Origin of the sequence: Aliivibrio kagoshimensis (assembly GCF_050337105.1) — a bacterium.
Taxonomy (GTDB): domain Bacteria; phylum Pseudomonadota; class Gammaproteobacteria; order Enterobacterales; family Vibrionaceae; genus Aliivibrio_A; species Aliivibrio_A kagoshimensis.
Genome location: NZ_JAKJSQ010000031.1, coordinates 19,732 through 45,300 on the forward strand (window position 1 = coordinate 19,732; position 25,569 = coordinate 45,300).

Below are 25,569 nucleotides of genomic sequence, written 5' to 3' on the forward strand. Positions count from 1 at the left end.
ATGGATATTTTTAGTTGGTTTATCTCCACATTTGATTCGACAATTCGTCTCTCTATTCCGCTGATTTTTGCAGCAATGGCTGGGATATTTTCTGAGCGTTCAGGGGTTGTTGATATCGGGCTTGAAGGCAAAATGTTGTTTGCCGCCTTTACCGCTGCCAGTGTTTCCTATGCATTAGGTAACCCTTGGTTAGGCTTGTTTGCTGCGGTATTGGCGTCGGTAATGCTTGCGCTAGTCCACGGTTTTGCCTGTATCACTCAACGTGGTGATCACATCATCTCGGGGTTGGCGATTAACTTCTTCGCTTCCGGTATGACCATCACACTTGGACATGCGTGGTTCTCTCGAGGCGGACAGACACCAAGCTTGGGCCCTGAACAACGCTTTTTACCGATTGATTTGCCGGGTGCACAGTGGCTAGGTGAAAACGTGCCAGTTATTGGTACTATCTATAAAGAGCTGATATCAGGACATAATATTCTTGTTTATCTCGCCTTTATTGCCGTAGGTTTAAGTTGGTGGGTATTGTTCAGAACGCGTTTCGGTTTACGTGTGAGAGCGGTCGGTGAAGAGCCTAATGCCGTTGATAGTGCAGGTATCTCCGTTGTGTGGCTTCGTTATCGCGCGGTCATCGTTGCTGGTATTTTATGTGGTTTCGCTGGGGCGTATTTGTCTACGGCGCAAAACGCAGCCTTTGGTAAAGAGATGACAGCAGGGCAGGGTTACATCGCGTTAGCCGCCGTTATTTTTGGTAAATGGAAGCCAAGGAATGCCTTTTTAGCGTGTCTACTGTTCGGTTTCTTAACGGCACTTGAGACCAGAATGCAAGGTGTTGAAGTACCGTTTGTCGGTATTCTACCCACGCAGGTTTTCTCTGCATTGCCATACGTTTTAACCGTGGTACTGCTTGCTGGATTTATTGGTAAAGCGGTCGCACCAAAAGCGGTAGGGCAACCTTACTCGAAAGAGCGTTAACCCAGAGTGTGTATACAGTTATTGTGAAATAGAAAGGCGACAGAGATGTCGCCTTTTTTATGCTTACTGACTGGTGACAGCTTGGTTGAAGCTCTGATGTTTGTGGTTAAACATCAATATCAACGCCATACAGAAGGCAGAAAGAACATAAAATAGACCTAAGCTCAGTTGATGGGTAATAAACTCTTGTACTAAGAATCCACCTAATAACCCAGCAAAACACATTTGAATTGAGCCCGACAGTGCAGAGATAGCTCCGACGTTCTTAGTGTGTGGAGAGAGCAGTAAAGTGACAGACAGAGGAAACGAGATCCCTTGGCTGACGGTTAAAAGGGTGAACGCCCCAATCAGAGAGAAGAGCGATGTTGGTGTAGTGATTAAAATCAATCCAGCAACCGCTGATAGGGTGAATGCCCCAGAGAGCATCTGAGCGGAAGAGAAGCGTTGATTCAATCGATTCAACATCACGCTGCCAACTAATAACCCAGCGGAAGGTATAATCATAACCTCACCATATTCGGCAGTGGTTAATCCTAGTCCATCTTGCAGTAAGAAAGGCATGAGTGAGATCGACACTACCGTAGAGAGGTAGGATAGCCAGTTATAACTCGCACTGGTAATGATCTGTCGATTTCGAATTAGGCGAGAGTAGGTGCTTAGCACTGACATCACTTTGAACGGCTGAGGCTTATAGGGAAGTGTTTCTGGCAATATGGCTAATCCCAACGTGAAGATGGCACTAATGTAGATCAATACAAAACCAAAAATCCACTGCCAGCTTAAATGCCAAGCGATCCATCCCCCTATAACAGGCCCTAAAATAGGCAGAATGGAAGCCATAATAGACATATAGGAGAGGGCTTTGGTCAGAGTGAAGCCATTGTAACTGTCCCGGAGTACACTTCTCCCTAACACAGAGGCACTTCCGGCTCCTAATCCTTGTAATAATCGACCCAGTGCTAACGCGGTGAAACTGTCTACCATCAGCACGCAGATCACCGTACCAAGTAGATAGATACCTTGCCCAAGGATAAAAATAGGTCGTCGCCCCATCGCATCCGAAGCTGGGCCATAAAACAGTTGAGACAGTCCAAATCCGACCAGAAACAGAGTAACTAACAGCTGCACTTGATCTTGACCCACCATCAAATCCCGGCTTATAGCAGGAAGTGCTGGGAGATAGACACTCACACCAACTTGTCCCGTTGCCAGTATCATCATGGCAAGCAGTAGTGGGGTGCGATTAAAACGTTCTTGAGAATTTATTTGCATTCAATTAGTCTACATTCAAGACTAAATAATGATAATAAACCACATAGGAAAATAATTAAGTCCTTACGGGACTTAATCGGAGAGGGCGATGGACTGGTTAGACTGCGTGCAGAGTTATGTAAAAGTGGTGGATGAAGGCAGCTTTAGTGCCGCAGCCCGACAGATGAATACCAGCAGTTCTGCCTTAAGTAAGCGTCTGCACTGGCTTGAGGGGAGACTTGGGGTTCAATTGCTAAAACGTACCACGCGTTCGTTGTCACAAACGGAGGCGGGATTGCACTTTTATCAGCGAGCAAAGCAGCAGTTGGATGATTGGCAATCCTTGGTTGATGAGACGCGCTCAGTCAATCAAAGCCCGACTGGAGTGTTAAAAATTGGAGCAACCATCGCAGTAGGTTCTAAGCTATTAGTACGATATTTTGATGGTTTTTTGGCGCTCTATCCCAATATTAAAATTCAACTAATTACCACCATTCCCGGTCAGCTTCCTGAGCTGAGTCTGGATATTTTCATCAGTCGAGAATTGGACCGTTTAAATTCGTTAAGCTTTAAAGCAACGCCGTTGTTTAAACACAAAGCGGAGTTTTTTGTCTCACCGAAATACGTTAAAAAATATGGTGTGCCACAAAGTGTAGAAGAACTGGATGGTCACAACGTATTGGTTTGGGGCGAGTACAGCCGGCGAGAAGTCACACTATCAAATGGGCAACATATTACGATGAATGGGAACTTTGCCACTACCAATCCTGAAGCTCTGTTTCACAGTGCAAAACGTGGCATGGGGATTCTACTGACTGGTCGAAGTATGATTCGTGAAGAGATTGAGAGTGGAGAGTTAAACCATATTTTGAAAGGATTAAGTGGTGATGAGACAATGGTGCACGCCTATTATCCTAAATTAGATAATGAACACACTCGAACTCAACTATTTATTCGTTATCTCAAAGAAGAGATCGCAAAAGAGCGTGAGAAGTAACCGACTTCCCACGCTTCATTTTAATCTCGACGATTATCGTCCATAGGTAGAGACAATATACGCTTCGAATTGGCTGCACATATCGGCATCCGATTGATCGTTGTTGGCAAGCTCTTTACTGCCATCAACCACTCGAATCTTCGCATTTAAGCTCACTAGGTCCGCTTGGGTTCGGTTGGCCAATGATGAGATTTTAGCTTGTTGCGCTGCCCACGCTTCATCAACGGTTAAGTTACATGAATCGGCAAGGTATTTTGCATTAAACCCTTCACCTGTAAGGTTCTCAATGGTGCCATTGTGGTTGACGCTATTACCACCATTCCAGTAGTGCTTTTCAAGCAATGGGCCAATCTCAGGGTTATCCGTCAAATAACCGAACTTCTCCATAAAATAGGCTCGAGTTTGATAAACCGCCATATGCGCAAGAAGATAACCTTGATAAGAACAAGCCGCTTCATCTGACAGTAGATGAGGAATTGCCATTAGTGGTCGTGGGCTGGCGTCTAAACCGAGGATTTTCTTCTCCATATCACGAGCAAGCTGAGTTAAGTTTTCTGCAGTAAGTTCTTCATCACTTAATGCGTAGACCGCGCGCTCAAAATAGGGAACAACAAGAATACTTCTCTCTTCATAGGCTTTAAACGGCTGTTTGTTATCGACCATCGCTTTAATAATATCGTCAGGAACGGCATTTCCTTCGTCATCTTTTGCGTAACTCTTTAACCAATCCGCATCATTCAATAAGCTGTCACAGAACATCGACTGAGTCTCTGCGTAAGCCATTGAGGTTGGCGCAAACTCTTGTGAGAAACAGGGCGCGTTCATTTTTACATTGGCAAAGTGAGCGGCGTGACCCCCTTCATGGAATAGAGTATTCATACCATCAAAGCCACTGCCGACTTGGTCTGGTTTGGCATTACTGGTGAAATTGACCTTACTGGCAATCCACTCTCTATCGTTATAAAAAGCAGGAATAGGGCCGTGACAGAAACCATTTTGATATTTGCCTTTACGGTCAAGTAAATCAAGGGTTAACTCTGCCCCTGAATAGTGAATATTCAAACGAGAAAAAGACTCAACCCAGCGACGTAGTGACTTCGAAAAAGGAACGTATGGGTCAAGGTTACGCATGACGTCGCCTGCGAATGAGAAGACAAAGTTATGCGCGTTAACAGATTGGACGCCTTTCTCTGCCACTAATCCATCTAAACTCGCTTGGTGACTATCACGCGTTCGCTCTTCAAAATCATCCAAGATAGAGAACAGTTGAGCGGTGGTCATCTGTTCAGTTTTAACAATGGAATAGTCAAAAAAGTTATCGTAACCCAGTGCTTTAGCAAATTTGTTACGCAGCTTAACCAGTTCGATATACCCATTTCCTAGTAACCACTGCTCCAGATCCAGTAGGGCTTTGTGCGCGCTAGCTCTCACTTCTTCTTTGTCATTAGTACGGATTGTAGAGGATAAAACAGGCAGTGAGCCTTCAACCGTCTCGCCATCTTCATTGACAAACATCATGCTGTGTTTCTGTTTTTTAGCGAAAAGCGAGGCTTCAAATTTGATCAGTTCTGCTTTTAATTCCTGTGCCTCTTTTGACTCAATCGCGTGTGCATTAAACGTCGCTAACCAACCTGTTAAACCTGTAATGGTATTTTTTTTCTCATCAGAATCGGGTTGCTGCTCAGCAAGTTCAATCTGCACTTTTATCTCTTTGATGCGATCTGCATTACTCAGAAAAGAGACCCACTGAGTTTCCGCAGCGGCAGAGCCCGCATGGTCATCACTCATGCCCATGTAGGTGTCCCAGAAGAAGTTCTCTTTGTTTAAGTGAACCGATAGATAGTCACTGTTTAAGGTATTGAGATACTGTTTTGCTATGGTCATCGTCTATCCTTAGTCGTTTAGAGAATTGTTTGGTGCTGTTAGATACTGCTAGTGCTAAAAAATCACACAACGTTGACATTGGCACATTTGATTTTGCTATAGCCTATCATGTCGATATTTTCTAAATCCAATAATAACGGAAATTTATGTCTCATTTATCTAATATTTGTTTAGTTTGTTGTTTTGTTTTGTTGCCATTTACCTGTGCCCAAGCAGAATCGTCGCATTCAGTGGTTAAACAACTCGAAATTAATCATCAGGTATTAAGTTTTGAAAGGGATGCTGATGAAATAAAGCAGACATATGAGCCTCAACTTTATACCTTCTCAGCCTTTAAACGGGGACACTATGGTCTTCGTATGTATAGGCAGACGCAAGAGCTAAAATACAAAGGCGCGGTATGGTCTGATCTTGCTCGAGTGGCGAGCCGACTGAACGAAATCACTACTGAGTTGTATGAACCCGAAGCGATCAAGGCATACTCTGAGAAGAGAATTGAGGGCTATGAAAATAGTGATGCGGTAAGACGACAGCTACGTTATGAAGCGACAGTTGAACAGCCTGAATATCTATTTCTTGGCATTGATCTTCTGGGGTCGATGGCCAGAGCCGACGAGTATGGTCTAAAGCACAGAGAGGACGACAAACTCAGAGCAATAATAAGACGTTATGATTTTTCCAAGTATGCTACCGACCCTGAAATGATTGAAGCTTGGGCAGCCCAGTTGGCAAATCAAGTCTACTGGTTGAAGCAGCTGGGTGAGCAAGATGTGACTGAGGAATTTATTGAAGCGTTTCGAAAAACTTACCCAGATGGTAAAGATGATACGTTAACTGATCAGCAGTATATGAATAAGTTGTATGGATTAACCCACATTATTATTGCAGCCAGTGGTTACTATCAGCATGAGATTAAACAAGCGGAATATCAGTGGATATTTGACTACTATCGCAACAATATGGACTCAATTATGCGCCGCTCTAAAGAGGATGTGATTGCTGAAATTGGCATCAATTTCCTATTAGCTGGAGAGTATGATGATCCTATCGTCACCCGGACCAAACAGCACATTCAAGCATCAATCGATCGGGAGCATATGATGGTACCTTCCGTAAATGGCAGTGTGGATCTAGACGATGGCGAGCATCGAAATGTGTTGGCAGTGATGCTGTTAAATTGGCATAAGCCTCAAGCGGTGCCAACGATTCAAAAACAACCGGCGATGTTTTCTGCGATGCCTTTTGGTCTAGTGAATAAGAACCCATTAGCGACGAAAAAATAGAACATCAAAAAGGGGAGCACCCGTTCGGTGATCCCCTTTTTTCATGATGACATTATTCTAGGTTACTCTTTACCAGTCACGAATTCGTTGTATAGCATATAGAGGTGAGCGGCACTCCAAGAAAAATTAGGGGCTCCTTGCTGAGCACCCGTTTCCGGGTTGTAGTTCTCACGAATTGGACCATCTGCAACTAAGCCATCGGCGTTAGCAAAGAATTTATCCACTAATTGTACGGCTTCCGTGCGATAACCATATTGTTCCATGCCTCTTACGCCAAAGTAGAACTGATCAACCCACACTCGTCCGCGCCAATAGATATCAGGCCCGTAAGCTGGGTTGGTTTGTGATGCGGTACCCAGTGGTACCAAAGTGTTGAACTCTTTTTCATCGAGCATCACTGCCACCACATCATCAGCATTTTTTTGGGTTGCAGCGCCATTGAACAGGGGAGACCAGCCTTCAGGTCCTCGACCGCGCTCAACAATAGGTTTTCCGGCACAGCCATTTGCTAGTGGTTTATCTTCGATACGAATGTCATAAAAGTAACCGGATGTTTGATCAAACATGCATTGATTGATGTAGGCGGCGAGCTTCTCCGATTTTTCGCGGAACTCAATGGCATCGGCTTCATGACCTAAAAGGTCGGCCATCTGGGCGAGATATTTGTTATCACTGTACATATAACTGGCTTGGTCGACGGACTCTTGCAACAGGGAGTAACCGAGCAGGTTTCCGTTTTTATCCCGGTTTTCGGCGAACTTCACTTCCCAATCCTTACGTGAGCCGCCGTTTTCAATGTAACGGACAAGTTGCTCTTCACTGATAAAACCAAACACAGCAGCGTCATCTCGACCGGACTCCCAAGAGGCGGCTGTTTGGGCTGGTATCTCAATATTGTCATACTCACCGGAATCGAGCAGAGCATTATATTTGCTAATGCCATGCATCTCACGCTCCTCCCCGTTAATAGTGGCGGTGAACAACATCTCTCCTTCTGGCGTATTGTGAGCTTTGTCCACGGTAGCACCATATTCAGCAATGCCATTCTTATTGTGATCGCGGTTGTTTAACCACCAGAAGTGATACGCTTTGAGTTTCGGGTACATCTCCTCTAACCAAGTTTTGTCTTGGGTCGTGTTATATATCTCCATCACTGACCAAGCAGCCAGACTCGGTTTGGTATTTCGCTCATTCCAGTTGCCACCGTCACCGTTACGTTCTGGGCTTTTGTTGTAGGCCAAGAGATCGGGAATATACCCGACATCTTGTGGGCGAACTGCGTCACTAGCTTCAATCTGGTAAGCGAACATGGCACGAATATTATCTTTGGCAACACTCGGGTTAAAGTGGGCCATCGCGTACGCTTGTTTCCATGTATCCCATGGCCAAGTTTGATTGCCTGAGAACCAACGGGCTGTTACTGACGGCGTTACAGAGTCGAATGTCATTGCACCCGCCGCGCCTCGCCAATTAGCATTGAGAGTCTCTATTGCTTTCACGGCTACACGAGTCTGTTGAACACTGGCGTTAGGGTTGCTTAACCCCATATCTAGGTAGTTTTTCCAGCGCTGCTCTGACTGTTCAAGGTAATCCTCAGGAGAGCGTAAGATATCCTTAATCAACGTTTTCTCTTGCTGCTTCTCAGTGGTGGTCAACAAGTGTGAGTAGGTGGTGTAGATAGTGGTATCACCTGATACGGTCGCTTCAGAACGGAAGGTTAGCCCATCGACTTTAGTATCACTTTTGATAGATTTATGGACTTGATATTCAGATTGACCAGAGGTGAGCAGTGACCACGTAGATCGCACTTTGCCAAAGCTAACCGTTAAGCCATCAGAGGTTGGGTGAATCTTACGTTGGTAGTCTGGGTAGGCTTGGCTGACCGTTAGATCCGACTTGGGTACGCCCTCTTTGGCGTAGTTATTTTCAATCAGCTCGCCGTCCCACACAAGCGTTAGCTTACTGTCAGATTCAATATCCGTTTCTAGCAGAGAAGTACGATTAGTGACAAAGCGTAGCGTGAGACGGACTTTTACGTCACTCCCTTTAGAGGTTAGCTCTTGTATTAACGCTCCTGGAATGCTGTAGGCTTTCATCTGGAATGCGACTTTCTGGCCCTCTTTATATACCGATAAGCGGTCAAAATCGGTAGCCATGAAGTTAATGTACTCTTCGGTTAATAGAGCCGGACCAGGAAAACCGCCCATATTACTCTCAACCTCGGGCAGTAGGTGACCATGCCATGAACCGTTATCAAACATCGGGTTGAATCTCTGATGGTTGTAAGCGTCGTAATCTCGCATATATTGAGGGGAGCCAGTGCGATTAATGACGTTTTTGAATTCTGATACATGGTGCTCATTGTCGTTGGTCATTGAGCATCCAGATAGAGTAACAGCAGTAGCAATAGACATAGCACAGAGTGATTTACGTAAGTTCATAATTAAGGTCTCTGGAAAAGGAATCGCAGAGAGTGTGGTAGACATTCAAAGAACAATAAATTGATTCTATGAGCAAATGTGACTTGGCTGCATAAAAATCAGTAAAACTTTACTAAATGAATACATAATTTACAATGCAGACAAAAACAGCGACCTAAGCCGCTGTTTTATTGATACTAAGGTTAGTTATTGAATCACGGGACCAAAACCATGGCTCCATAAAATAATGCTGGCTGCCATTAAGCTGACTAACAGTACTAACCCGGCAGTGACCACAGAGCTTGAATACATAAAACCTTTGTCTTCAGGGATGTTCATCATAATCGGCAGACCAGAATAGAGCAGATAAACGGAGTAAGCGATACCACATAATCCAGCAACCATCATGAACCACAGTGTAGGGAAGAGCGCCGCTAAACCAACCATGAACATCGGAGTCGCAGTGTATACCACCAATTCAAGTGCAATAGAGTAGCTTGGTGCGGTGTCGAAGGTTTTTGCCATCCAATAAGCGATATAGGCTAGGGCAAAGACCCCACCAATCAATCCTGCATAAAGTCCAAAAGACATCATTAATGCACTTTTTGGAGTAAGAAGCAGTGTTTTAGATATTCCAAGATCCCAACCCATATAGACGTTTGCTATGTAGGCGCATACCGCAGGGATTAACGCAATAAAAAGCAGATGGGTTAAACTGCTAGCTAGAGACTCTTTGTGCTGCCCAATCTCTTTCCACTCTTGTCTAGGGTGAACATACAATCCCATGATGTGATTCAATACCATTTTAAAACCCCTTTTGTTAACGATATGTTAAGTAATTGGTCATAAAATAAGCATAGTCAAGTTTCGTTCACTTTGTTTGAATAATTAATTGCGCGAACTCTCACAATTGATTATTTTTTAATCAGTTGGGCTGTTTTTTAAGAGAGGCTCGGACCAAACCAGAGGGGGTAATGGTGGTATGGATTGCAAGGATTAAAGTAGTAGTAACGGAGACACTCAACATTACAAAAATAGCCACCAGAATGATCAATTGATATTTGATCGCAACCATAGGGTCAACCCCACCAAGGATCTGTCCTGTCATCATGCCTGGCAAAGTGACCAATCCCGTGGTGGCCATTGAGGCGATAATAGGGGCGAAAGATTGCTGCAGTGCACTGCGCACAAATGGGGACGCGGCAAAAGGTGGCTTAGCCCCTAAGGCTAATGCACCTTCATACTCGTGTTTTTTCTCGTTAAACGCAGTGAACAGCCGTTGAAGTGCAATAATATTGCCACTCAAGCTGTTGCCTAATAACATACCAGCAAGGGGGATTAAATATTGGCCGCTGTAGAGAGGCGTTGGTTTAAGTAAAACGAGAAGCAGTATGCTAAGCATTGGAACTAAACCGAATAACAGGCCAATAAAAACGGGAAGATAGAGTGTTTTTTTAGGTAGGCCTGAGTTATCAATAATGGCACTTGCCCCCACACATAACATCACAGCAAGCCAAATAATATTAAGGAGTGCACTGTTAAGATCAAACAGGAATTGCAGATAAAGGCCCACTAACGCCAGTTGAGCCGTCATTCTCACCACCGAGGTGGATATCTTTTTACCAAGCTCAAGTTGGAAATGATGATTGATAAAAAAAGGGATGATCAGAACGGTCATGAAAAGGCCAAGTTCAAACCAAGAGATATCAATAGATGACTGCATAACAAGACCAAGAAAAGATTAACTGTCTACAGAGTAAAATCCGCCAATATAAAAGTCTAGAAATAAAAGGGTAGATGTTTGATTTAACATAATTGATCGTGAGAATTTCTTTAACCAAGTGCTGATATCTATTACAGTAAGAAATTGAATTAAACAGTGAAACAGGCAGGAAAAATGTCACGGATCAGACAGAAGAATCAAGAGCTAATTATTGACGTTGCCTGCCACTTGTTTGCCGAGCAAGGCTACGCTGCCACTAAGATGGCCGATATTGCCAAACAAGCTGATATTCCTAAGCCGAACGTTTACTACTATTTTAGTACCAAAGACAACCTATACCGAGCGGTACTAAATACCGTTGTTCAACCTTTATTAGAGGCCTCTAAGCCGATTGAGCTGTTAGATGACCCAGCTGAAGCACTCACTGAATACATTAAAACCAAACTGCGCATCTCTCGCGATCACCCTGATGCCTCCAAAGTGTTTGCCAACGAAGTGATGTCAGGAGCAAAATCGCTACCCACAGATATTGCAGATGAACTGCTGGTACAGTCAAAAATGATGGTCAGTAAGTTTGAAAGCTGGAGTGAGCAGGGGTTGATGGCCAAGTTATCCCCGCAACACTTGATGTTTACCATCTGGGCGGCCACTCAAACCTATGCGGATTTTAGTTGGCAGATCTGTAACGTGATGGACAAACCCAAACTTGATGATAATGACTTTATTGAAGCATCAAACTTTTTGACCCAATTTGTGATTAATGGGTGCCAGATAAAATCAATCTAAATTCACCACTTCATCTATAGATGTATCAATAAGTCAATATTCGTCTATGCTAATATTGTACAAGATCTTCTCTGATACATTACTATAAGATAATCTTCTGGTGATATGAAAAAACTAACAACGCGGACCTTTGTTCCTGCAAAGTCATTAACATACGTAGTAACTTGGCTCTTGATTGCCATGGTAATTGCTGTGGCTGGTTGCCTTCTGTTTTTTTTGAACTCATTAGATAGAATCGCTGCTGATGAGTTAGCCCAGCGGATCAGTTTGGCACGAAATCTTGAAACTAAGCATGGGCAAGATATTCTTGAAGAGTATACTTATTGGGATGACGCTTACATCAAAGTAGCGATCGAGCATGATACTGACTGGGTTGAAGGAAATTCAGGGTATTACTTGATGAATAAAGGTGATTTTGACTTTAGTGTTGGTATTATTGAAGGAGAGCAAGAAGCTTATTTGGTAAAAAGTACTGACTCTCAGGCTCTACGTTTTACTGAGATACAGAAGCCTCTTTTTAATTTAATGACGCTATCTGACAAACTCGAAACTGAGAGCCGATTGGTTAACGGTTTTTTTCTATTGGGCTCAGATATTTATCATATTATGGGGGGGCCTTTTATTGATGAAGAGTTAATCACTCCGAGAAAAGGAACCTTTTTAGCTGTGGGAAAACGGGTTGATCCTGACTATCTGAGTAAATTAGAGAGCCGTTATCAATTATTTGGTCTTAGGGTAACCCCAAGCCCTGAAAATATGAAAAACTTCATAGCCATAAAGTCTCCATTAGGCGATACCATTGGCTATTTATCATGGAACCCTCGTGCTCTTAGTCGGGATATTATTCCAGCAATTATAATTATAACTATCTTATTTTCTTTCATCATTACGGCCGTAATGAAGATCATTCTAAACAAAGAACAGACGAGTAGAGAAGAATATGAAGAAAAGTTATTCATAGAAGCCACTACAGACTCCCTCACCGAAGTGAATAATCGCCGTTATTTCATGGAGGTAGGCGCCAGAGAACTGAAAATATATCAACATCTAGAGGATAGGCAATTTACTATTTTAGTTCTTGATATTGATCACTTTAAGGCTGTCAATGACCAGCACGGACATAGTGTAGGTGATAAAGCATTGACGCACTTTGTTCAACTATGCCTGCTAGAGATCAGAGATTCTGACATTTTTGGAAGACTTGGCGGAGAAGAATTTGCCATCGCTTTACCGAATACTAACCTTGATAAGGCCATTGAAGTCGCGAATCGAATTAGAATTTCAGTTGCTGAAACCCCTTTTATTTCAAAGGATAAACCTATTTATTTGACCGTTAGTATTGGAGCCGCATTACTGGGTAAACAAGATCAATTAGAGGTATTAATTGATAAAGCGGATAAAGCGTTATATGCGGCAAAGCATGAAGGAAGGAATCGAGTGATTATTTTCAATTGAATAATGATTATTAAATAGCAGGAGGGCATACACTTTATCACTTCTCTAAACAGAGGCTAACCTTGTAGCCTCTGTGAATTGAACTGTCGCCGCTTCGTTAGAGGCTGCGCTTATCGCTATTTTAGATTTAAATCGTTGAAAATATAGAGTGTGTTGTTGTCGATTCTGGTTTTCTCTTTATTTAGGTATTTTTGTTCAAGCTTGCCTTTACTCGCCCATGTTGCAAAGTCATCGTCGTTGATGACACCTAACGTTCTTGAGTCGATTAACCACATACCTTCCAACTTATCATGTGGGTACTTGATCTCTTTCACTAAATCGACAACTAAGGATTTTGTTACCGGCTTGATATTATACTTTTCTAACACATCCCACCCGTGAGCGTTAACTGCTTGCTCAAGCGTTTGACCATTTATCATCAGGCCGAGTTTATCATCTTGAATCAAATCAGTACTGTTTGGAATGCCTTCAAGGTTAGTCGCATTCGCTAAGTCTATTCGGTAGATGTGCTTCATCGCTTGAGGATTATCTCGATAGAACGCACCATCACGCTCGATGATGACAAACTCGTTTTGAGAAATTGCGGCAATGCCTGAATTAGAGTTTTGGGCTTTTTCCTGTTTGTAAAGATATTGACCGGTTTTGCCTGTTTCTAAGTTGATAGTCACAATTCTCGCTAGATCTAAGGCTTTTACTTTCTTGTCAGGGTTGTACATGGTGGACTGCATGGTACCGACTAAGGTTGTTTCATCGGGTGTGATAGCCAGTCCTTCCATTCCACGGTTTGGTCGGCGATTAGCGTACTCGGCAGGTAAATTGAATTTGGCGCGTGTATCGTGCGTAAAAGCATTTATTCGATCCATCTCAATACCATCTTGGTCAAAGTGCACGATGTGTGGCCCGTATTCATCGCTAACCCAGAAAGTACCATCTTGCATAGCGACTAACCCTTCACCATCTAAACCATAATCATCAAGCTTCAATGGGTTGTTCGAGGGATCAAATGCCTTACTCGGGTGTTGAGTAATGGGATTGCCTTTGGTGTCATAAGGTGTTTCGCCTGTCCCGCCTATATCAGAGCTGTTTGGTAAGCCTGATATAGGCGAACCATCAGGCTTTTTAAGCAGGATTACTTTTATCAGCTCTACATTGCCATATTCATTTACTTCGAAAAGTCCGATTCGAGGGGTATAGTTTGGGGTAGGAAAAATTTTCCCTTTTCCATGGTGACCTTTTTTATAAGTAGCGTTTGGACCTCTGTCAGTCAGAGCGTAAAATTGATTCTCATGACTCGGATGAGCGGTCATATCTGAGCCAAATCCACCATTTCTGACCTCTATCTTATTGCCAGGCTTTGCATGGTCAATAAGGTCATTTCGCAGAATTTGATAGGGTAAGGCTGCACCAGATAACGTATCAATTGCGGTAATATTTTCAGTTGCAGCTATAGAGGTAGAGCTTACAGCGAGCAGTACGGAAAGTGATAGAGCGTTGAATCCATTCTTTTTCATTATTGTTTCCTTAAGCACCATTTCGGCAAGTGATTGGTATCGACGAGATAAGCTAGCAAGGAGATATATATTTTTGATGAATAAAATGTGAACGAAATGCTTCACTTCTTTCATTTTTAGCAGGTTAGACCGTGTTTTATTTTAGAATATGACTAAGAGTTGAGGCAGAAATCAGCTAGCTGAACTCTGCTAAGCGCTTGGCGGCATTGCGGTGTTTATACAGCAACCTTTCCAGATCCAGCAAAGTGAGGAACCCAAAGGAGAATAAGGTTTGATCACTTTCAAACTCGTGTTTGGACATAAACGAATTAGGTTCAATTACTTTTAATTCGACAAACTATAATTAGTAGGCGTAAAAAAAACAACAAAGGAAAAATGCTTGACCCTACTAGGATTCTCTGTACTCATTCATTTTAATGTTTTGGCAATGCTATTCATCGGCTAAAAACCATCACACTCACTTAAAAACTACTCAAGGGCGTCATTATTAAACGTCTCTCCGTTGAATAATTAGCCTTAATGTATGTTGAAACTGTTTTTTCTCTCCAAGGTGGTGTTAGATGGGTCTGGGAAAGAAGAGGACCTATTACTTCGAAATAGTCTTCCATACTCTTATTCTTACTTTCATTAAACTTCTTTGCTGAATCTTGCATTTGGGCAAATTGTTTATTTAAGTCACCATCATGAAATCCTAAGCAGCTTGACGTTCGTTCTAACACATAACGTATCGCCTGTGGACTGTACCCAGCCTTAACCATAATATCAACAGCAAGAATGTCAGCAATTACTTCATTAGAAATCATTAAGTTATTGGACATATTCATAGCGTGATGTCTTTTATAATTATCGGTAAAGGTAGTCGCCTCTTCTTCCAAAGTAATTGCGATAAGGTAATCGTGGATATCTCTCGCAGCTCTATTAGTCTCGCGAGTCTTTTTAGAACGAAGTAGGGTGATCTGCTGATTGTGAACTAGTACATGATGTACCATTTCATGTGCGATGACAAAAACGATTTCATCAATATATTGAGACTCAGAAARTAGTCCTGAAGTTAATACAATTTTGTTTTTTCTAACTAATGCACCGTACATTTCTGATTCTGTAATTTCATATTGAACAGCAATGTCACATCCAAACACTCCATTAATACGATGAGCAATGTGTCTCACAATTTCTTCATTTTTTTCACGATTAGAATTATTGGTTATTTTGACGTCATTACCTGCAAATTTTTCACATACATGAGCAATGTTCAATGTGTCGAACGGAAGCGTTTTATATTTAATAGCTGGTAACTCAATGTCCTCTAAGTTGACATATTCTCTGTCAAACTCAAGTTCAAAGTCTTTCACCTCATCCAAATTCGCTATATTGTCCTTAAATTTTCCGTCAATGTGGTCTCCAAACGTTAACTTTTCGCTACTTGTGGAACAACCTAAAAGAAAAATAACAACAACGAAGAGGAGATTATTTTTCATCGCATTTATCCATAATTCCATGGGTAGAATAGGTATTTTTATCCGCCCTTGAGTTAAACTCTTTGTCTATACAAGGTTCGCTAACTGTTACTCTCGTACTGAACTTTAAATCCATTTGATGAATGTACTTTATTTTTCCATTAATGTTTAACTTCACCATACCCTGCTGAGTGAGTTCTAACACTTTAATAGTCACCGTTTCTGGGTCTGGCAGTCTGGATATCTTAACGTAATCACAGGTATCAGCATCTGTTGGGCTTGTGCAGACTTCGACCTCCCTTGAATTAAACTTAATCACCGTACTATCCACTGCACAAGTTGGATAGGATAAAAACAAAAGAAACATCAAATATACTAACTTCATTTTCTAACCATCACTTTAAATCTTAAAATCAACAACTTACCAATATTTTTGCTTTTAAGATTTATTAGTGCCCATTGATGAATATTAATAACCACTGGCTTAATTAGCATGCTTGCACTAATTATCAATATGCTTGTTAAGGTTATCCAATTCGCTGGCCCTGCAATGTCTTGAAAGACAACTATTGAAAATACAACAATGGTAGTCACAACAAGAAATAATACTGAATAGGTCAGTAATTTTTTCGTGTTTTCGTCACTATAAAGTACATAAGATTTTTTTAAATAGAGCGAAAAACCAAGAACCACAGCATAAAGTAATATTTGAATCAAATCGTAATACGAGAAATTGCAATCCCCTACAACTGGACACTCCCCAATAACATTAGGCGATCGCCAGTACTCGGTATCCATAGATACCAAGTTTACAAATGCCATGGCATGGTAGAACACTCCCGGTAATTGATTATGAACCGGAGACACAACTAAGTCAGAAGATCCCAATAAGTCATAGCCGATAAACACCGCTCTGTTTTCTATCACTTTTCGCAAGTCTTGATTGCCCTTCGAATTTTGAGCCAAAAAATCATTCGCACTCAGGGTTAAAATCGGCGGACATTTCACTCTATGTTCATCTATCGCTTTTTTGCTTTGAAAACCATAGGTAACGTGTCTACTAATTGCTTGACGCATACTACGTTGCTGAAACTCACACCCGTCGGCCACTTTTAAAAATGCAGTTTGTTCATTACTATTTTTATTGCTCCATCGAACCACCATTGATTCATCATAATTTTCTGAGCTTTGAAACAGTTGACAATTCACGCTTTCGCAATATCGTTCGTACATTAACAAAGCTGCTGTTTTATGATTCTGACCATTATGGCTGACCATTAGTGGATAGCGATTTGAAGGGCCGCGCCATGATACAGGAGCCAGAGTGGTGTTTTGGCTTAGCTTATATCTAATGTTCTCTTTGTTATTCAGTCGCCACTGTTTATCAAATTCTAAATCTTGTGCTAGATAAATGGGGTGATGTTCACTTGACTTTTTTAAATGCTTAAGCCAGTAATCTAACTCTTTTGAATGCTGGTAGTTTTGAAGAACGTCGATAAAGACAGAGTTGGGATTGTGGCTACTAATCGATCGTAGAATCCTTGATAGATTTTTATAATCTACTGGGTAGTTAAGGTCATACTTTTCCATAGTATATTCATCGATCAACACTACTACAGCTGATTCTAACTTAGCATCAAAGCTTGATGCTGTAGTATCGAGATACAACATTTCACTCTGTTCCTGACTCGTATTTTTAAGGCCCAATGGGTTAAACAGAATAAAAATCGAAATCACTAGAGCCTGTAAACAAGATACTAAAATTAGCTTAACTTTATGCTTACTCACAATTTATATTTATTCCCTAAACACAAAAATCAATTAAATATAAATTACCATTAAAATACCTATTAAACTAATAGCATTATCCTAATTTCGATCTTACTCAACATCGTTCTAACCGGTGTTTTTCAAGGTAGTTGTCACTACTTGCCTAGTAATTAGGCAGCTTCTTTCTCTGGGTTCAGCTGAACCCTACCGATCGGTTTGCAGTTCCTGATTTTCCCCGACCAGCGCTCTGGGCGCTTGCTTCTATGTTTCATCAACACCTCGGCGCGTTGCCTTAATATTTGAGCATCTTTTCCATTATGGCGCTCTGAAGGCGTCACATAGTTTAAGCGGCTGTGCTTATGTTCGGTGTTATACCAGCTAACGAATGCCTCAACCCAAGTTCGGCAAGCTTCTATATTTTTAAAACCTTTTGACGGCCAGCTTGGGACATATTTTAACGTACGGAACAACGACTCGACATAGGGGTTATCGTCGCTCACGCGTGGACGGCTATAGGAAGATATAATGCCCAGCTCTTCCATTTTTGCTTTGAACGTCAACGACTTCATCGGCGCGCCGTTATCTGAGTGCAGCACCAACGTTTGATTAAAGCATTGCTCACGCAGTAATGTGCGTTGCAATAGACCGCTTGCTAACTCACCACATTCGCGGTCGTAGACCTCATAACCGACGACTTTGCGACTGTAAATGTCTTCTATCAGATAAAGATAATAATGCTGACCGCGCACATCTGATGGCATGTAGGTGATGTCCCAAGTATAGACTTGGTTTGGCCCAGTTGCGGTGTAGCTTGTTGGTTTTGCATTCTTTTTCCTCGTGCGTTGTCGACCACGACGACTAAGTTGACCTGCGGCCTTCAGAACCCGATAGAAGCTCGCTTCTGACGCAATATACTACCCCTTGTCGAGCAAGGTCGGCACTATCTGGCTTGGTGGCAAGCTCTTGAACTCGGGCGCATTGCTAATGTCGATAATCGACTTTCGCTCTTCGTCACTGAGCTTATTAGTCGGCTCAGGGCGCACCGATGTTGGTCGTTTATCTTCAAGCACATTCCCTTGCTGATACCAACGGCGATAAGTACGTAAATCGACGAGTGCCTCATTACAGGCATTCTCTAATCGGCTACCATTTTTATGAGCCTCTTGAATGAGTTCAATTAGGCATTGCCTTTCAACGGTTGAGGTTAGTCGTCCTCGGGCTCTTCCCCGTAAAAGGCTCTCAGCTTTTTTCTTAGCACCAATAAGGCGGCGGTTTCGGCTAAGGCTTTCTCTTTATAACGCAGCTCTTTCTTTAACGCTTTGATTTCGTGTTTGTCTTCTTTCGCTTGTCGTTTGGCTTGGACCTAACGCTCTTTTGAAGACATAAATCCATGTATGCACTCGCTGCGCCATTGCTGGACTTCTTCTGGGTATAGCCCTTTTTGTCGACAATACTGACTGAGTTCGTTTTCTGTCATGGAAAAGGTTTCCGCAACAATGGCAAGTTTGGTTTGCGCTGACCACTGCTCTGAAGATGTATTACTGTTAGGCACAACCGCTCCTGATTCTCTAAGTTGTTTGCGCCAATAATACAGAGTTGCGTCGCTGATGCCTTCTTCTTTTGCCACTTCCGCTACAGAGCGTGAATGTGGGGGGAGTAACTTTATTAATATTGCTTCTCTTCTTTCCTGTGAGTAACGAGCCATATGTTTATTCTCTGTTACCGCCCTAAACTGGTTAAATTTTAACAGTGACAACTATCCTGCCAGATAGGGATACCTTAAAGCCCAATTATCAGCATAGATAGCAAAAAAATCAGTTGCAGACCTTAAAGACCATCGACGACCTACTTTTGAACCTTCCAATTGAACTAAAGGCTTCTTCGTTGTTAGTTGTTGATTGTCATCAAGAATTACACCGATAGTTCCTTTATAATATGTTGGAGTGGTATATACATATAAGTCTCCAGATTCTCCATCGTTATATTTATATGTACCAGACCATACTTGATCTTGTGGAAAATCACGGCCTGTTGGAGCTTTGACAATTACAGCGTTACTCTTACCAATCGTTTTCCGATTAATAACAAATAACTCTTCTCCTATAGTTGCAGATAAGATTTCATCGTTTGGATTAGTATTTTTTAATAAAATATAGCTACTAATATTTTCCCGTTGCACAGGCTCATTGAGCTTAGTTGTATATGAATTATATACACAACCTTGAATTAGCATTATAGGAAGAAGTAAAACCAACTTTTTCATGTTTATACCCATATAAAAACAATAGGATACCATACTTCTAGGTTAAAAATAAAAGGCCACCGCTCGAGGTTATTTGACCTCTGCGTGGAATATGTAGCGAAGCAAAGTACACAAAAAATACGGAGCGTTGCGGGTCAAATTGACTGACTTGTTAACTACTATTCGTCACATGAACAAATGTATGGCGAACTGTCATGCACAAAATATGAATGAGTAGAATCTCTAACAAGGAATGGGGCAGAAGCAAGTCAGACCTTTGCACTCGCTCAGTCCATTTCTAGTTACCTAAACGTTGAAGGTATTCAGTAAACTCGGTGAAATCTCCTCTATCCGCCTTTCTTAGGCTGGAGATATAGGAAGAACGCTCTTCAGTCATGCTTTTAAGTTTGGCGTGTGCCCATTTCATCGGCTTCTCTCCGAGTAGATACACTCGAACAATATCAGTGAAGACGCGTGAGTGACGGCCATTACCGTTAACGAATGGGTGGAGTTGCGCCCTCGGGGTTTTCGAGTAATGTCGTCATAGCTACGCTACTCCTTAGTGTTATTCCAAAGAGCACGTCCGCCAGACTCAATAACCTGTTCTTTGATCTGATTAAGAAGCCGCTTTTGAGCCTCTTCATCAATAGACTGTGCCTCTAAAAACATGTTCTGAGAATTGGCATCTAGGCTTCTAGAAGCGATCTCTGTTGCCCTGTCATCAATTAAGGATACAAAGTGGAATTTGTGTATTGAATTATAGATACATAATAGAGGGGATTCAGTGAGGTTAATGACATTGTCTGTAGGGGTATTTTAAGGCAGAAACCCATTAGCGGATTTCTGCCTCATCGGTATTAACGCAGCGCTGCCGCTTTTTCTGCTAAGCGCTTGGCGGCGTTACGGTGTTTATACAGCAACCTTTCTAGATCTAGACCGATTACTTGGCCATCGCTGACTCGCCATTGACCTGCAACCATCACCTTGTCGGCTTGTTGAGCACCACACAGTAGTAGAGCGGCCAGTGGGTCATGAGCGCCTGAGAAGCGAATCTCATCGAGTTTGAACATGGCAATATCAGCTTGTTTGCCGACACTTAATTCACCAATATCGCTTCTTCCCATCGCTTTGGCAGAGCCTGACGTTGCCCATCGCAGTGCATCAGTATGACTGACATTCGCCGAGCCATATCGTAAACGCTGCAGATACATCGCCATCCTAACTTCGGCAATCATGTTGGATCCGTCATTAGAGGCTGAACCATCCACGCCTAGACCAACATTGACCCCTGCCGCTTCCAGTTCATTGTTACGACAGATGCCTGATGCCAACATCATATTTGAGGTAGGACAGTGACTGATCCCGATGTTCGCTTTGCCTAAACGTGCGATCTCTTCATCGTTGAAGTGTATAGCATGAGCAAGCCAAGTGCGGTTATTCAACCAACCAACATCTTCGAGGTAATCAACTGGACGCAGACCAAACTGCTTAAGACAGAAATCCTCTTCATCAATGGTTTCGCAAAGATGAGTATGCACCATGACTTGCTGCTGCTTGGCAATGCGAGCCGTCTCTTTCATCAAGTCGGTAGTGACCGAGAAGGGTGAACATGGAGCAAGCGCAATTTGAATCATCGCGCCATCTTCACGTTGGTGATATTGATCAATCAGTCTCAAACTATCATCAATAATGACCTGCTCTGTCTGAATGGTATGTCGTGGTGGCAGTCCACCTTCATCTTCGCCCAAGCTCATTGAACCGCGAGTTAAGATCGCACGAATACCCAGTTTATTGGCGACATCAACTTGCAGATCAATCGCATTTTCTAAACCCGTTGGGATCAAGTAATGGTGATCAGAAGCGGTGGTACAGCCGGACATTAACATCTCAACCAGAGCCACTTCAGTGGCTAGACTCATCATTTCTGAATCTAAACCCGCCCATACTGGGTAGAGGGTCTTTAACCAGTTAAACAGCTCTTTATTGAGCGCAGCTGGATAGGCTCGTGTGAGAGTTTGGTAGAAGTGATGGTGGGCATTAATAAGGCCCGGGGTGATAACATGTTGACTGGCGTCAGTGACCTGATCAATCTGGGTTTGAGGTTGAGCGCCCAAAGGTACTAACTCAACAATTTTATTGCCTTGGACAACAACACCGCCTTGTGCGTCGTGCGTTGTACCTGTGTATATTGCGAGTGGGTTTTTAAGCCATGTGGTAGTCATTCATAGTTTTCCTTAGCCCTCTCAGCCATTGCAGGGAAGAGGGACTTTACTCATTTTTAGATAAAAAATAGATTATTCGTTTACCTGTTCTGACAACAGGGGCTTGGTACTTTCTGCTTCGATCTCATCCTCAATATCACTCTCCTCCTCCGCAGAAGATTTCGGTAAAATTTGGTGCAGTAAAACCGTTACTAAGGTACCTGTACTGATCCCTGAGTGGAAAAAGTTAGCGATATCATGGGGCAAATGCTGAATCAAGCGTGGTTCAAAAGTAACTGCAAGCCCTGATGCTAATCCTACACAAATTACTAATGCATTTCGCTTAGTATCTGCGGCTTTTATCAACATTCTGATACCAGCATACGCAATCATGCCAAACATCACAAAACCGACACCACCTAACACTGGTTTTGGAATGGTTACTGCTAATGCAGCTAATTTTGGAAACAGACCACCAAGAATTAATAGGCCACCTGTTGCAGCAACCACAAAACGACTAGCGACCCCTGTGATGCCTACGATACCGACATTTTGGCTAAAAGAGGCCAGTGGCATAGCGGTTAATAGTGCGGCTAGCGTACTGCCCAAACCATCACCCAGAAGACCACGTTTTAGATCTTTACCTGTGAGTTTCACATTACAGTTGCTGCCAAGCGCCATGAAGTCTCCGGTTGCTTCTGCAATCACAACCAAGTAGACCAAACTCATACTCACAATGGCACCGATAGAGAAACTGAAACCATATTTAAATGGTTCAGGACCACCAAACCAGCTTGCTGTTGTGATCTGCTCTAAATTCACCATGCCCATGGATAGAGCAACAAGATAGCCACCACCTAAACCAATCACAATCGCAGAGGCAGCAATGGCACCTTTGCAATAGACAGAGACCGCCACCACGATTCCTAGCGACACAATGGCTAAAAACAGTTTTGGTAAAGTAGCAAATTCTGGACTCATTGCTGGCGCATCACCCACCCAGTTCATTGCGACAGGTAAAATAGTTAACCCAATCAGTGTTACTACGACACCACTTACTACGGTAGGGAAGAGTTTTCGGATTTTTTCCATAAAGAAACTGGCAAAAATCACAACAAATGAACCAACCAGAGCAGCTCCCATAATACTGGCAACCCCGCCTTCTTTACCGATGCCAATCGCGACACCAAGAAAGGCAAAGCTTGATCCCATGACTACGGGGAGGCGAATACCCACTGGGCCGAAACCAATACATTGAACGATGGTAACAATGCCAGAAGCAAAGAGTGCGGCGTTGATTAGCGTGACGATCTCATCGCTAGGTAAACCGATCGATGAACCGACAATGAGAGGAACGGCGATGATGCCGCCAATAGAGGCGAGCATATGCTGTAGAGCGAGTAGGAATGTAATGCCGTTAGGCGGACGTTGATTGATTGTATAAAGAAGTTTCATTGCATTTTCCTTTGCCTGATCCATTTAAAAATAGAGGGACGGGTTATGAACAAAGAATGACTTTTACAAACTGCGTAGGGTCATGAGTAATCCGTTGTCGGCACACGTTCCCGAGCAGAGAGCTCTCTTTGCAAGGTAGTGAGTACCGACGATATGGTTGTTATTGGAACCTGTGGTTAGATGTAGACTAATTTAGCCACAAAAATGGCGGTTAAAATGTACATGCTGATAGAGACTTGATTGGTTTTACCCGTCGCTACTTTCAGTACGGTATAGGTGATAAACCCTAGAGCAATACCATTCGCAATCGAGAAGGTAAAAGGCATCATTAGCGCCGTGATTGCTGCAGGCGCTGAGTCCGTAAAATCATTCCAGTTCACATTTTTCATGCTGCCCATCATGACAAAAGCGACGTAGATCAATGCGCCTGCCGTGGCATACGAAGGGATCATTGCAGCCAATGGAGATAAGAAAATAGCGGCAACAAACAGCAGTGAAATGAACACGGCGGATAGACCAGTACGTCCGCCAGCAGCAACACCAGCGGCACTTTCTACATAGCTAGTTACTGGTGGGCAACCAATACATGCGCCTGCAACACTGGCGACACTGTCCGCTTTTAATGCTTTGCTTAGTCCTTCAATACGGCCTGTATCTTTATTCACAAGATTGGCGTGCTCGGCAACACCCATTAATGTTCCAGCAGTATCGAACATGTTTACAAACAAAAAGGCTAAGATCACACTGACCATTGAGATCTGCATGGCGCCGGCAATATCCATCGCTAAAAAGGTTGGTGCGATACTTGGTGGTGCAGCGAAGAGTCCATTGTACTCAACAAGACCTAACATCATGCCCACAATAGTGACACTAATTATGCCGATTAAAACAGCGCCGAAGATTTTTCGTTCACTCAGTACTGCAATGATCAAGAAACAGATTGCTGCAAGTAGGGCATTAGGTTCAGCAAAGTTGCCTAATGAGACCAGTGTCGCTGGGTTCTCAACGACGATACCGGCTGTTTTAAGACCGATTAAGCCTAAAAAGAGTCCGACACCTGCTGTCATGGAGCAGCGAAGGCTGGTAGGAATACTCTCTATGATCCACTCTCGGACTTTATAAAAACTCATACCGACAAATAGAATACCGGAAAGAAAGACCGCCCCCAGAGCGACTTCCCAGCTATAACCCATTTCACCAACGACGGTGAATGAGAAAAACGCATTTAACCCCATGCCTGGTGCTAGACCGACTGGCCAGTTAGCAAATAGCCCCATTAATAGAGTGCCAATGGCAGCCCCTACACAAGTCGCCACAAAAACAGCCCCTGGATCCATACCAGAAGCAGCCATAATACTTGGGTTCACAAAGATGATATACGCCATCGTCGCAAACGTCGTTACTCCGCCGAGTAGCTCATTTTTTACGTTGGTACCGTGCTCTTTTAGTTTAAAGAAGCGTTCAAGAAAAGATGAGCTTTCCTTAATTGGGTCGTTCAATGCATCAGTATTGGTATTATTCATGACGAACTTTCCTCTTAGTGTGCCATTGTCGATATGCATCTTAGTGATGAGATCGAGATGAAAAATGCTCGTTACTACTGAGCAAATCTTTGTAGAATTGTTGTTGATGTTGTTATTCGATGTATACAGATAACGCGCATGTACCTGCGCTTATCCCGACTGATTATCGTGGTATCTGTTGTTGCGGCTTAACCTTGGCAGTTAATTAACTGCCACGATAGGTTGAAAAACTGTAAGGAGAAACAAGAAGGGGCACATGGTAGTGCTGATCTTCATTATCGATACCAAAACGTATTACAACATCATCTAAAAATGGGATGGCTGACAGTTCAACGCCCTCCCTTTTAAAGTAAGGAGCGGTGTGGAAAACAAGCTGATATTTACCGGTAGAAAATTCAGTACCCTCTAGAATGGCGGAATCGGTACGGCCATCCGCATTGGTAAAAACAGTATTAATCAATTGTGTAGATTCGCCTTCAATACGAAAAAGTTCTACTTTAATCTCTGACCCAGGCATTCCCTTTGCAGTATCGAGGATATGTGTGGTTAATCTTCCCATCTGTCTACAGCGCGGTGCGCTCTCCTAATTTATCTGATTCAATTGGTACTCTATTACAATCTTCATTATGATTAAAT

At 42.8% G+C, this 25,569-nt stretch carries 20 protein-coding genes and 1 pseudogene; 5 read left to right on the forward strand and 16 right to left on the reverse strand.

All coding sequences use genetic code 11. The features are described 5' to 3' along the window. On the forward strand, positions 1-975 hold the full coding sequence (locus L4C32_RS11615; protein WP_428197048.1) for an ABC transporter permease: 975 nt from the start codon (positions 1-3) through the stop codon (positions 973-975). Between the two features lie 63 nt (positions 976-1,038). On the opposite strand, the gene L4C32_RS11620 is transcribed toward L4C32_RS11615, so the two are convergent. Further along, positions 1,039-2,247 carry a multidrug effflux MFS transporter gene (locus L4C32_RS11620; RefSeq protein WP_428197049.1) on the reverse strand — a complete coding sequence of 403 codons (1,209 nt, stop codon included), beginning with the start codon at positions 2,245-2,247 and terminating at the stop codon, positions 1,039-1,041. An 88-nt stretch (positions 2,248-2,335) separates the two neighbouring features. On the opposite strand from L4C32_RS11620, the gene L4C32_RS11625 reads away from it, so the two are divergent. Beyond that, complete coding sequence (locus tag L4C32_RS11625) at positions 2,336-3,223, forward strand: LysR family transcriptional regulator (RefSeq protein ID WP_428197050.1); 888 nt, start codon at positions 2,336-2,338, stop codon at positions 3,221-3,223. 33 nt (positions 3,224-3,256) lie between these two features. On the opposite strand, the gene L4C32_RS11630 is transcribed toward L4C32_RS11625, so the two are convergent. Next, positions 3,257-5,107, reverse strand: a complete 1,851-nt coding sequence (locus L4C32_RS11630; protein ID WP_428197051.1) for a M3 family metallopeptidase — start codon at positions 5,105-5,107, stop codon at positions 3,257-3,259. Positions 5,108-5,253: 146 nt separating this feature from the next. Between L4C32_RS11630 and L4C32_RS11635 the strand changes: the two genes are divergently transcribed. Beyond that, complete coding sequence (locus L4C32_RS11635) at positions 5,254-6,390, forward strand: DUF3541 domain-containing protein (RefSeq protein ID WP_428197052.1); 1,137 nt, start codon at positions 5,254-5,256, stop codon at positions 6,388-6,390. A 62-nt stretch (positions 6,391-6,452) separates the two neighbouring features. Here the strand turns inward: L4C32_RS11635 and ygjK are convergent, their stop codons facing one another. The 3 genes from ygjK to L4C32_RS11650 form a co-directional block, all read right to left on the reverse strand. After that, positions 6,453-8,831: an alpha-glucosidase gene (ygjK, locus tag L4C32_RS11640; protein ID WP_428197068.1), complete on the reverse strand. Its 2,379-nt coding sequence runs from the start codon at positions 8,829-8,831 to the stop codon at positions 6,453-6,455. Between the two features lie 186 nt (positions 8,832-9,017). Continuing rightward, complete coding sequence (locus L4C32_RS11645) at positions 9,018-9,614, reverse strand: Yip1 family protein (RefSeq protein ID WP_428197053.1); 597 nt, start codon at positions 9,612-9,614, stop codon at positions 9,018-9,020. Positions 9,615-9,735: 121 nt separating this feature from the next. After that, complete coding sequence (locus tag L4C32_RS11650) at positions 9,736-10,533, reverse strand: ABC transporter permease (protein WP_428197054.1); 798 nt, start codon at positions 10,531-10,533, stop codon at positions 9,736-9,738. A gap of 174 nt (positions 10,534-10,707) precedes the next feature. On the opposite strand from L4C32_RS11650, the gene L4C32_RS11655 reads away from it, so the two are divergent. After that, entirely contained in the window at positions 10,708-11,319 is a 612-nt protein-coding gene (locus tag L4C32_RS11655) for a TetR/AcrR family transcriptional regulator (RefSeq protein ID WP_428197055.1), read from the forward strand. A gap of 105 nt (positions 11,320-11,424) precedes the next feature. Next, complete coding sequence (locus L4C32_RS11660; protein ID WP_428197056.1) at positions 11,425-12,774, forward strand: sensor domain-containing diguanylate cyclase; 1,350 nt, start codon at positions 11,425-11,427, stop codon at positions 12,772-12,774. Positions 12,775-12,890: 116 nt separating this feature from the next. Here L4C32_RS11660 and L4C32_RS11665 read toward each other — a convergent pair whose 3' ends face one another. The 11 genes and pseudogenes from L4C32_RS11665 to uraH form a co-directional block, all read right to left on the reverse strand. Then, positions 12,891-14,285 carry an esterase-like activity of phytase family protein gene (locus L4C32_RS11665; protein ID WP_428197057.1) on the reverse strand — a complete coding sequence of 465 codons (1,395 nt, stop codon included), beginning with the start codon at positions 14,283-14,285 and terminating at the stop codon, positions 12,891-12,893. Positions 14,286-14,746: 461 nt separating this feature from the next. Beyond that, positions 14,747-15,763: a M48 family metalloprotease gene (locus L4C32_RS11670; RefSeq protein ID WP_428197058.1), complete on the reverse strand. Its 1,017-nt coding sequence runs from the start codon at positions 15,761-15,763 to the stop codon at positions 14,747-14,749. Next, entirely contained in the window at positions 15,753-16,127 is a 375-nt protein-coding gene (locus L4C32_RS11675; RefSeq protein WP_428197059.1) for a hypothetical protein, read from the reverse strand. Before L4C32_RS11675 ends, L4C32_RS11670 begins: the two co-directional genes overlap by 11 nt. Continuing rightward, the gene (locus L4C32_RS11680) at positions 16,124-17,530 is read right to left on the reverse strand and encodes a CHASE2 domain-containing protein (protein ID WP_428197060.1); all 1,407 of its coding nucleotides are present in this window, start codon (positions 17,528-17,530) and stop codon (positions 16,124-16,126) included. The genes L4C32_RS11675 and L4C32_RS11680 overlap by 4 nt, the downstream gene beginning before the upstream one ends. A gap of 152 nt (positions 17,531-17,682) precedes the next feature. Next, positions 17,683-19,217 (reverse strand): annotated as a pseudogene (locus tag L4C32_RS11685) (IS3 family transposase). A gap of 51 nt (positions 19,218-19,268) precedes the next feature. Beyond that, positions 19,269-19,775: a hypothetical protein gene (locus L4C32_RS11690; protein ID WP_428197061.1), complete on the reverse strand. Its 507-nt coding sequence runs from the start codon at positions 19,773-19,775 to the stop codon at positions 19,269-19,271. Positions 19,776-20,052: 277 nt separating this feature from the next. Further along, a complete protein-coding gene (locus tag L4C32_RS11695) occupies positions 20,053-20,181 on the reverse strand; it encodes a hypothetical protein (RefSeq protein ID WP_428197062.1) in 129 nt (42 codons plus the stop codon). Between the two features lie 430 nt (positions 20,182-20,611). Next, complete coding sequence (locus L4C32_RS11700) at positions 20,612-21,976, reverse strand: 8-oxoguanine deaminase (protein WP_428197063.1); 1,365 nt, start codon at positions 21,974-21,976, stop codon at positions 20,612-20,614. Between the two features lie 72 nt (positions 21,977-22,048). Then, positions 22,049-23,410 carry a nucleobase:cation symporter-2 family protein gene (locus tag L4C32_RS11705; protein ID WP_428197064.1) on the reverse strand — a complete coding sequence of 454 codons (1,362 nt, stop codon included), beginning with the start codon at positions 23,408-23,410 and terminating at the stop codon, positions 22,049-22,051. 176 nt (positions 23,411-23,586) lie between these two features. After that, positions 23,587-24,933, reverse strand: coding sequence for an NCS2 family permease (locus L4C32_RS11710; protein WP_428197065.1), 1,347 nt, complete (start codon positions 24,931-24,933; stop codon positions 23,587-23,589). A gap of 205 nt (positions 24,934-25,138) precedes the next feature. Next, positions 25,139-25,492: a hydroxyisourate hydrolase gene (gene uraH, locus L4C32_RS11715; protein ID WP_428197066.1), complete on the reverse strand. Its 354-nt coding sequence runs from the start codon at positions 25,490-25,492 to the stop codon at positions 25,139-25,141. Positions 25,493-25,569: the final 77 nt, after the last annotated feature.

Bases quoted from the DNA above. Each gene is read 5' to 3' on its own strand.
- L4C32_RS11675 (WP_428197059.1), bottom strand. From the start codon at position 16,127: ATGAAGTTAGTATATTTGATGTTTCTTTTGTTTTTATCCTATCCAACT.
- ygjK (WP_428197068.1), bottom strand. From the start codon at position 8,831: ATGAACTTACGTAAATCACTCTGTGCTATGTCTATTGCTACTGCTGTT.
- L4C32_RS11630 (WP_428197051.1), bottom strand. From the start codon at position 5,107: ATGACCATAGCAAAACAGTATCTCAATACCTTAAACAGTGACTATCTA.
- L4C32_RS11710 (WP_428197065.1), bottom strand. From the start codon at position 24,933: ATGAATAATACCAATACTGATGCATTGAACGACCCAATTAAGGAAAGC.
- L4C32_RS11645 (WP_428197053.1), bottom strand. From the start codon at position 9,614: ATGGTATTGAATCACATCATGGGATTGTATGTTCACCCTAGACAAGAG.
- L4C32_RS11625 (WP_428197050.1), top strand. From the start codon at position 2,336: ATGGACTGGTTAGACTGCGTGCAGAGTTATGTAAAAGTGGTGGATGAA.
- L4C32_RS11700 (WP_428197063.1), bottom strand. From the start codon at position 21,976: ATGACTACCACATGGCTTAAAAACCCACTCGCAATATACACAGGTACA.
- L4C32_RS11650 (WP_428197054.1), bottom strand. From the start codon at position 10,533: ATGCAGTCATCTATTGATATCTCTTGGTTTGAACTTGGCCTTTTCATG.
- L4C32_RS11660 (WP_428197056.1), top strand. From the start codon at position 11,425: ATGAAAAAACTAACAACGCGGACCTTTGTTCCTGCAAAGTCATTAACA.
- L4C32_RS11655 (WP_428197055.1), top strand. From the start codon at position 10,708: ATGTCACGGATCAGACAGAAGAATCAAGAGCTAATTATTGACGTTGCC.
- L4C32_RS11665 (WP_428197057.1), bottom strand. From the start codon at position 14,285: ATGAAAAAGAATGGATTCAACGCTCTATCACTTTCCGTACTGCTCGCT.
- L4C32_RS11620 (WP_428197049.1), bottom strand. From the start codon at position 2,247: ATGCAAATAAATTCTCAAGAACGTTTTAATCGCACCCCACTACTGCTT.
- uraH (WP_428197066.1), bottom strand. From the start codon at position 25,492: ATGGGAAGATTAACCACACATATCCTCGATACTGCAAAGGGAATGCCT.
- L4C32_RS11695 (WP_428197062.1), bottom strand. From the start codon at position 20,181: ATGAAATGGGCACACGCCAAACTTAAAAGCATGACTGAAGAGCGTTCT.
- L4C32_RS11690 (WP_428197061.1), bottom strand. From the start codon at position 19,775: ATGAAAAAGTTGGTTTTACTTCTTCCTATAATGCTAATTCAAGGTTGT.
- L4C32_RS11615 (WP_428197048.1), top strand. From the start codon at position 1: ATGGATATTTTTAGTTGGTTTATCTCCACATTTGATTCGACAATTCGT.
- L4C32_RS11635 (WP_428197052.1), top strand. From the start codon at position 5,254: ATGTCTCATTTATCTAATATTTGTTTAGTTTGTTGTTTTGTTTTGTTG.
- L4C32_RS11705 (WP_428197064.1), bottom strand. From the start codon at position 23,410: ATGAAACTTCTTTATACAATCAATCAACGTCCGCCTAACGGCATTACA.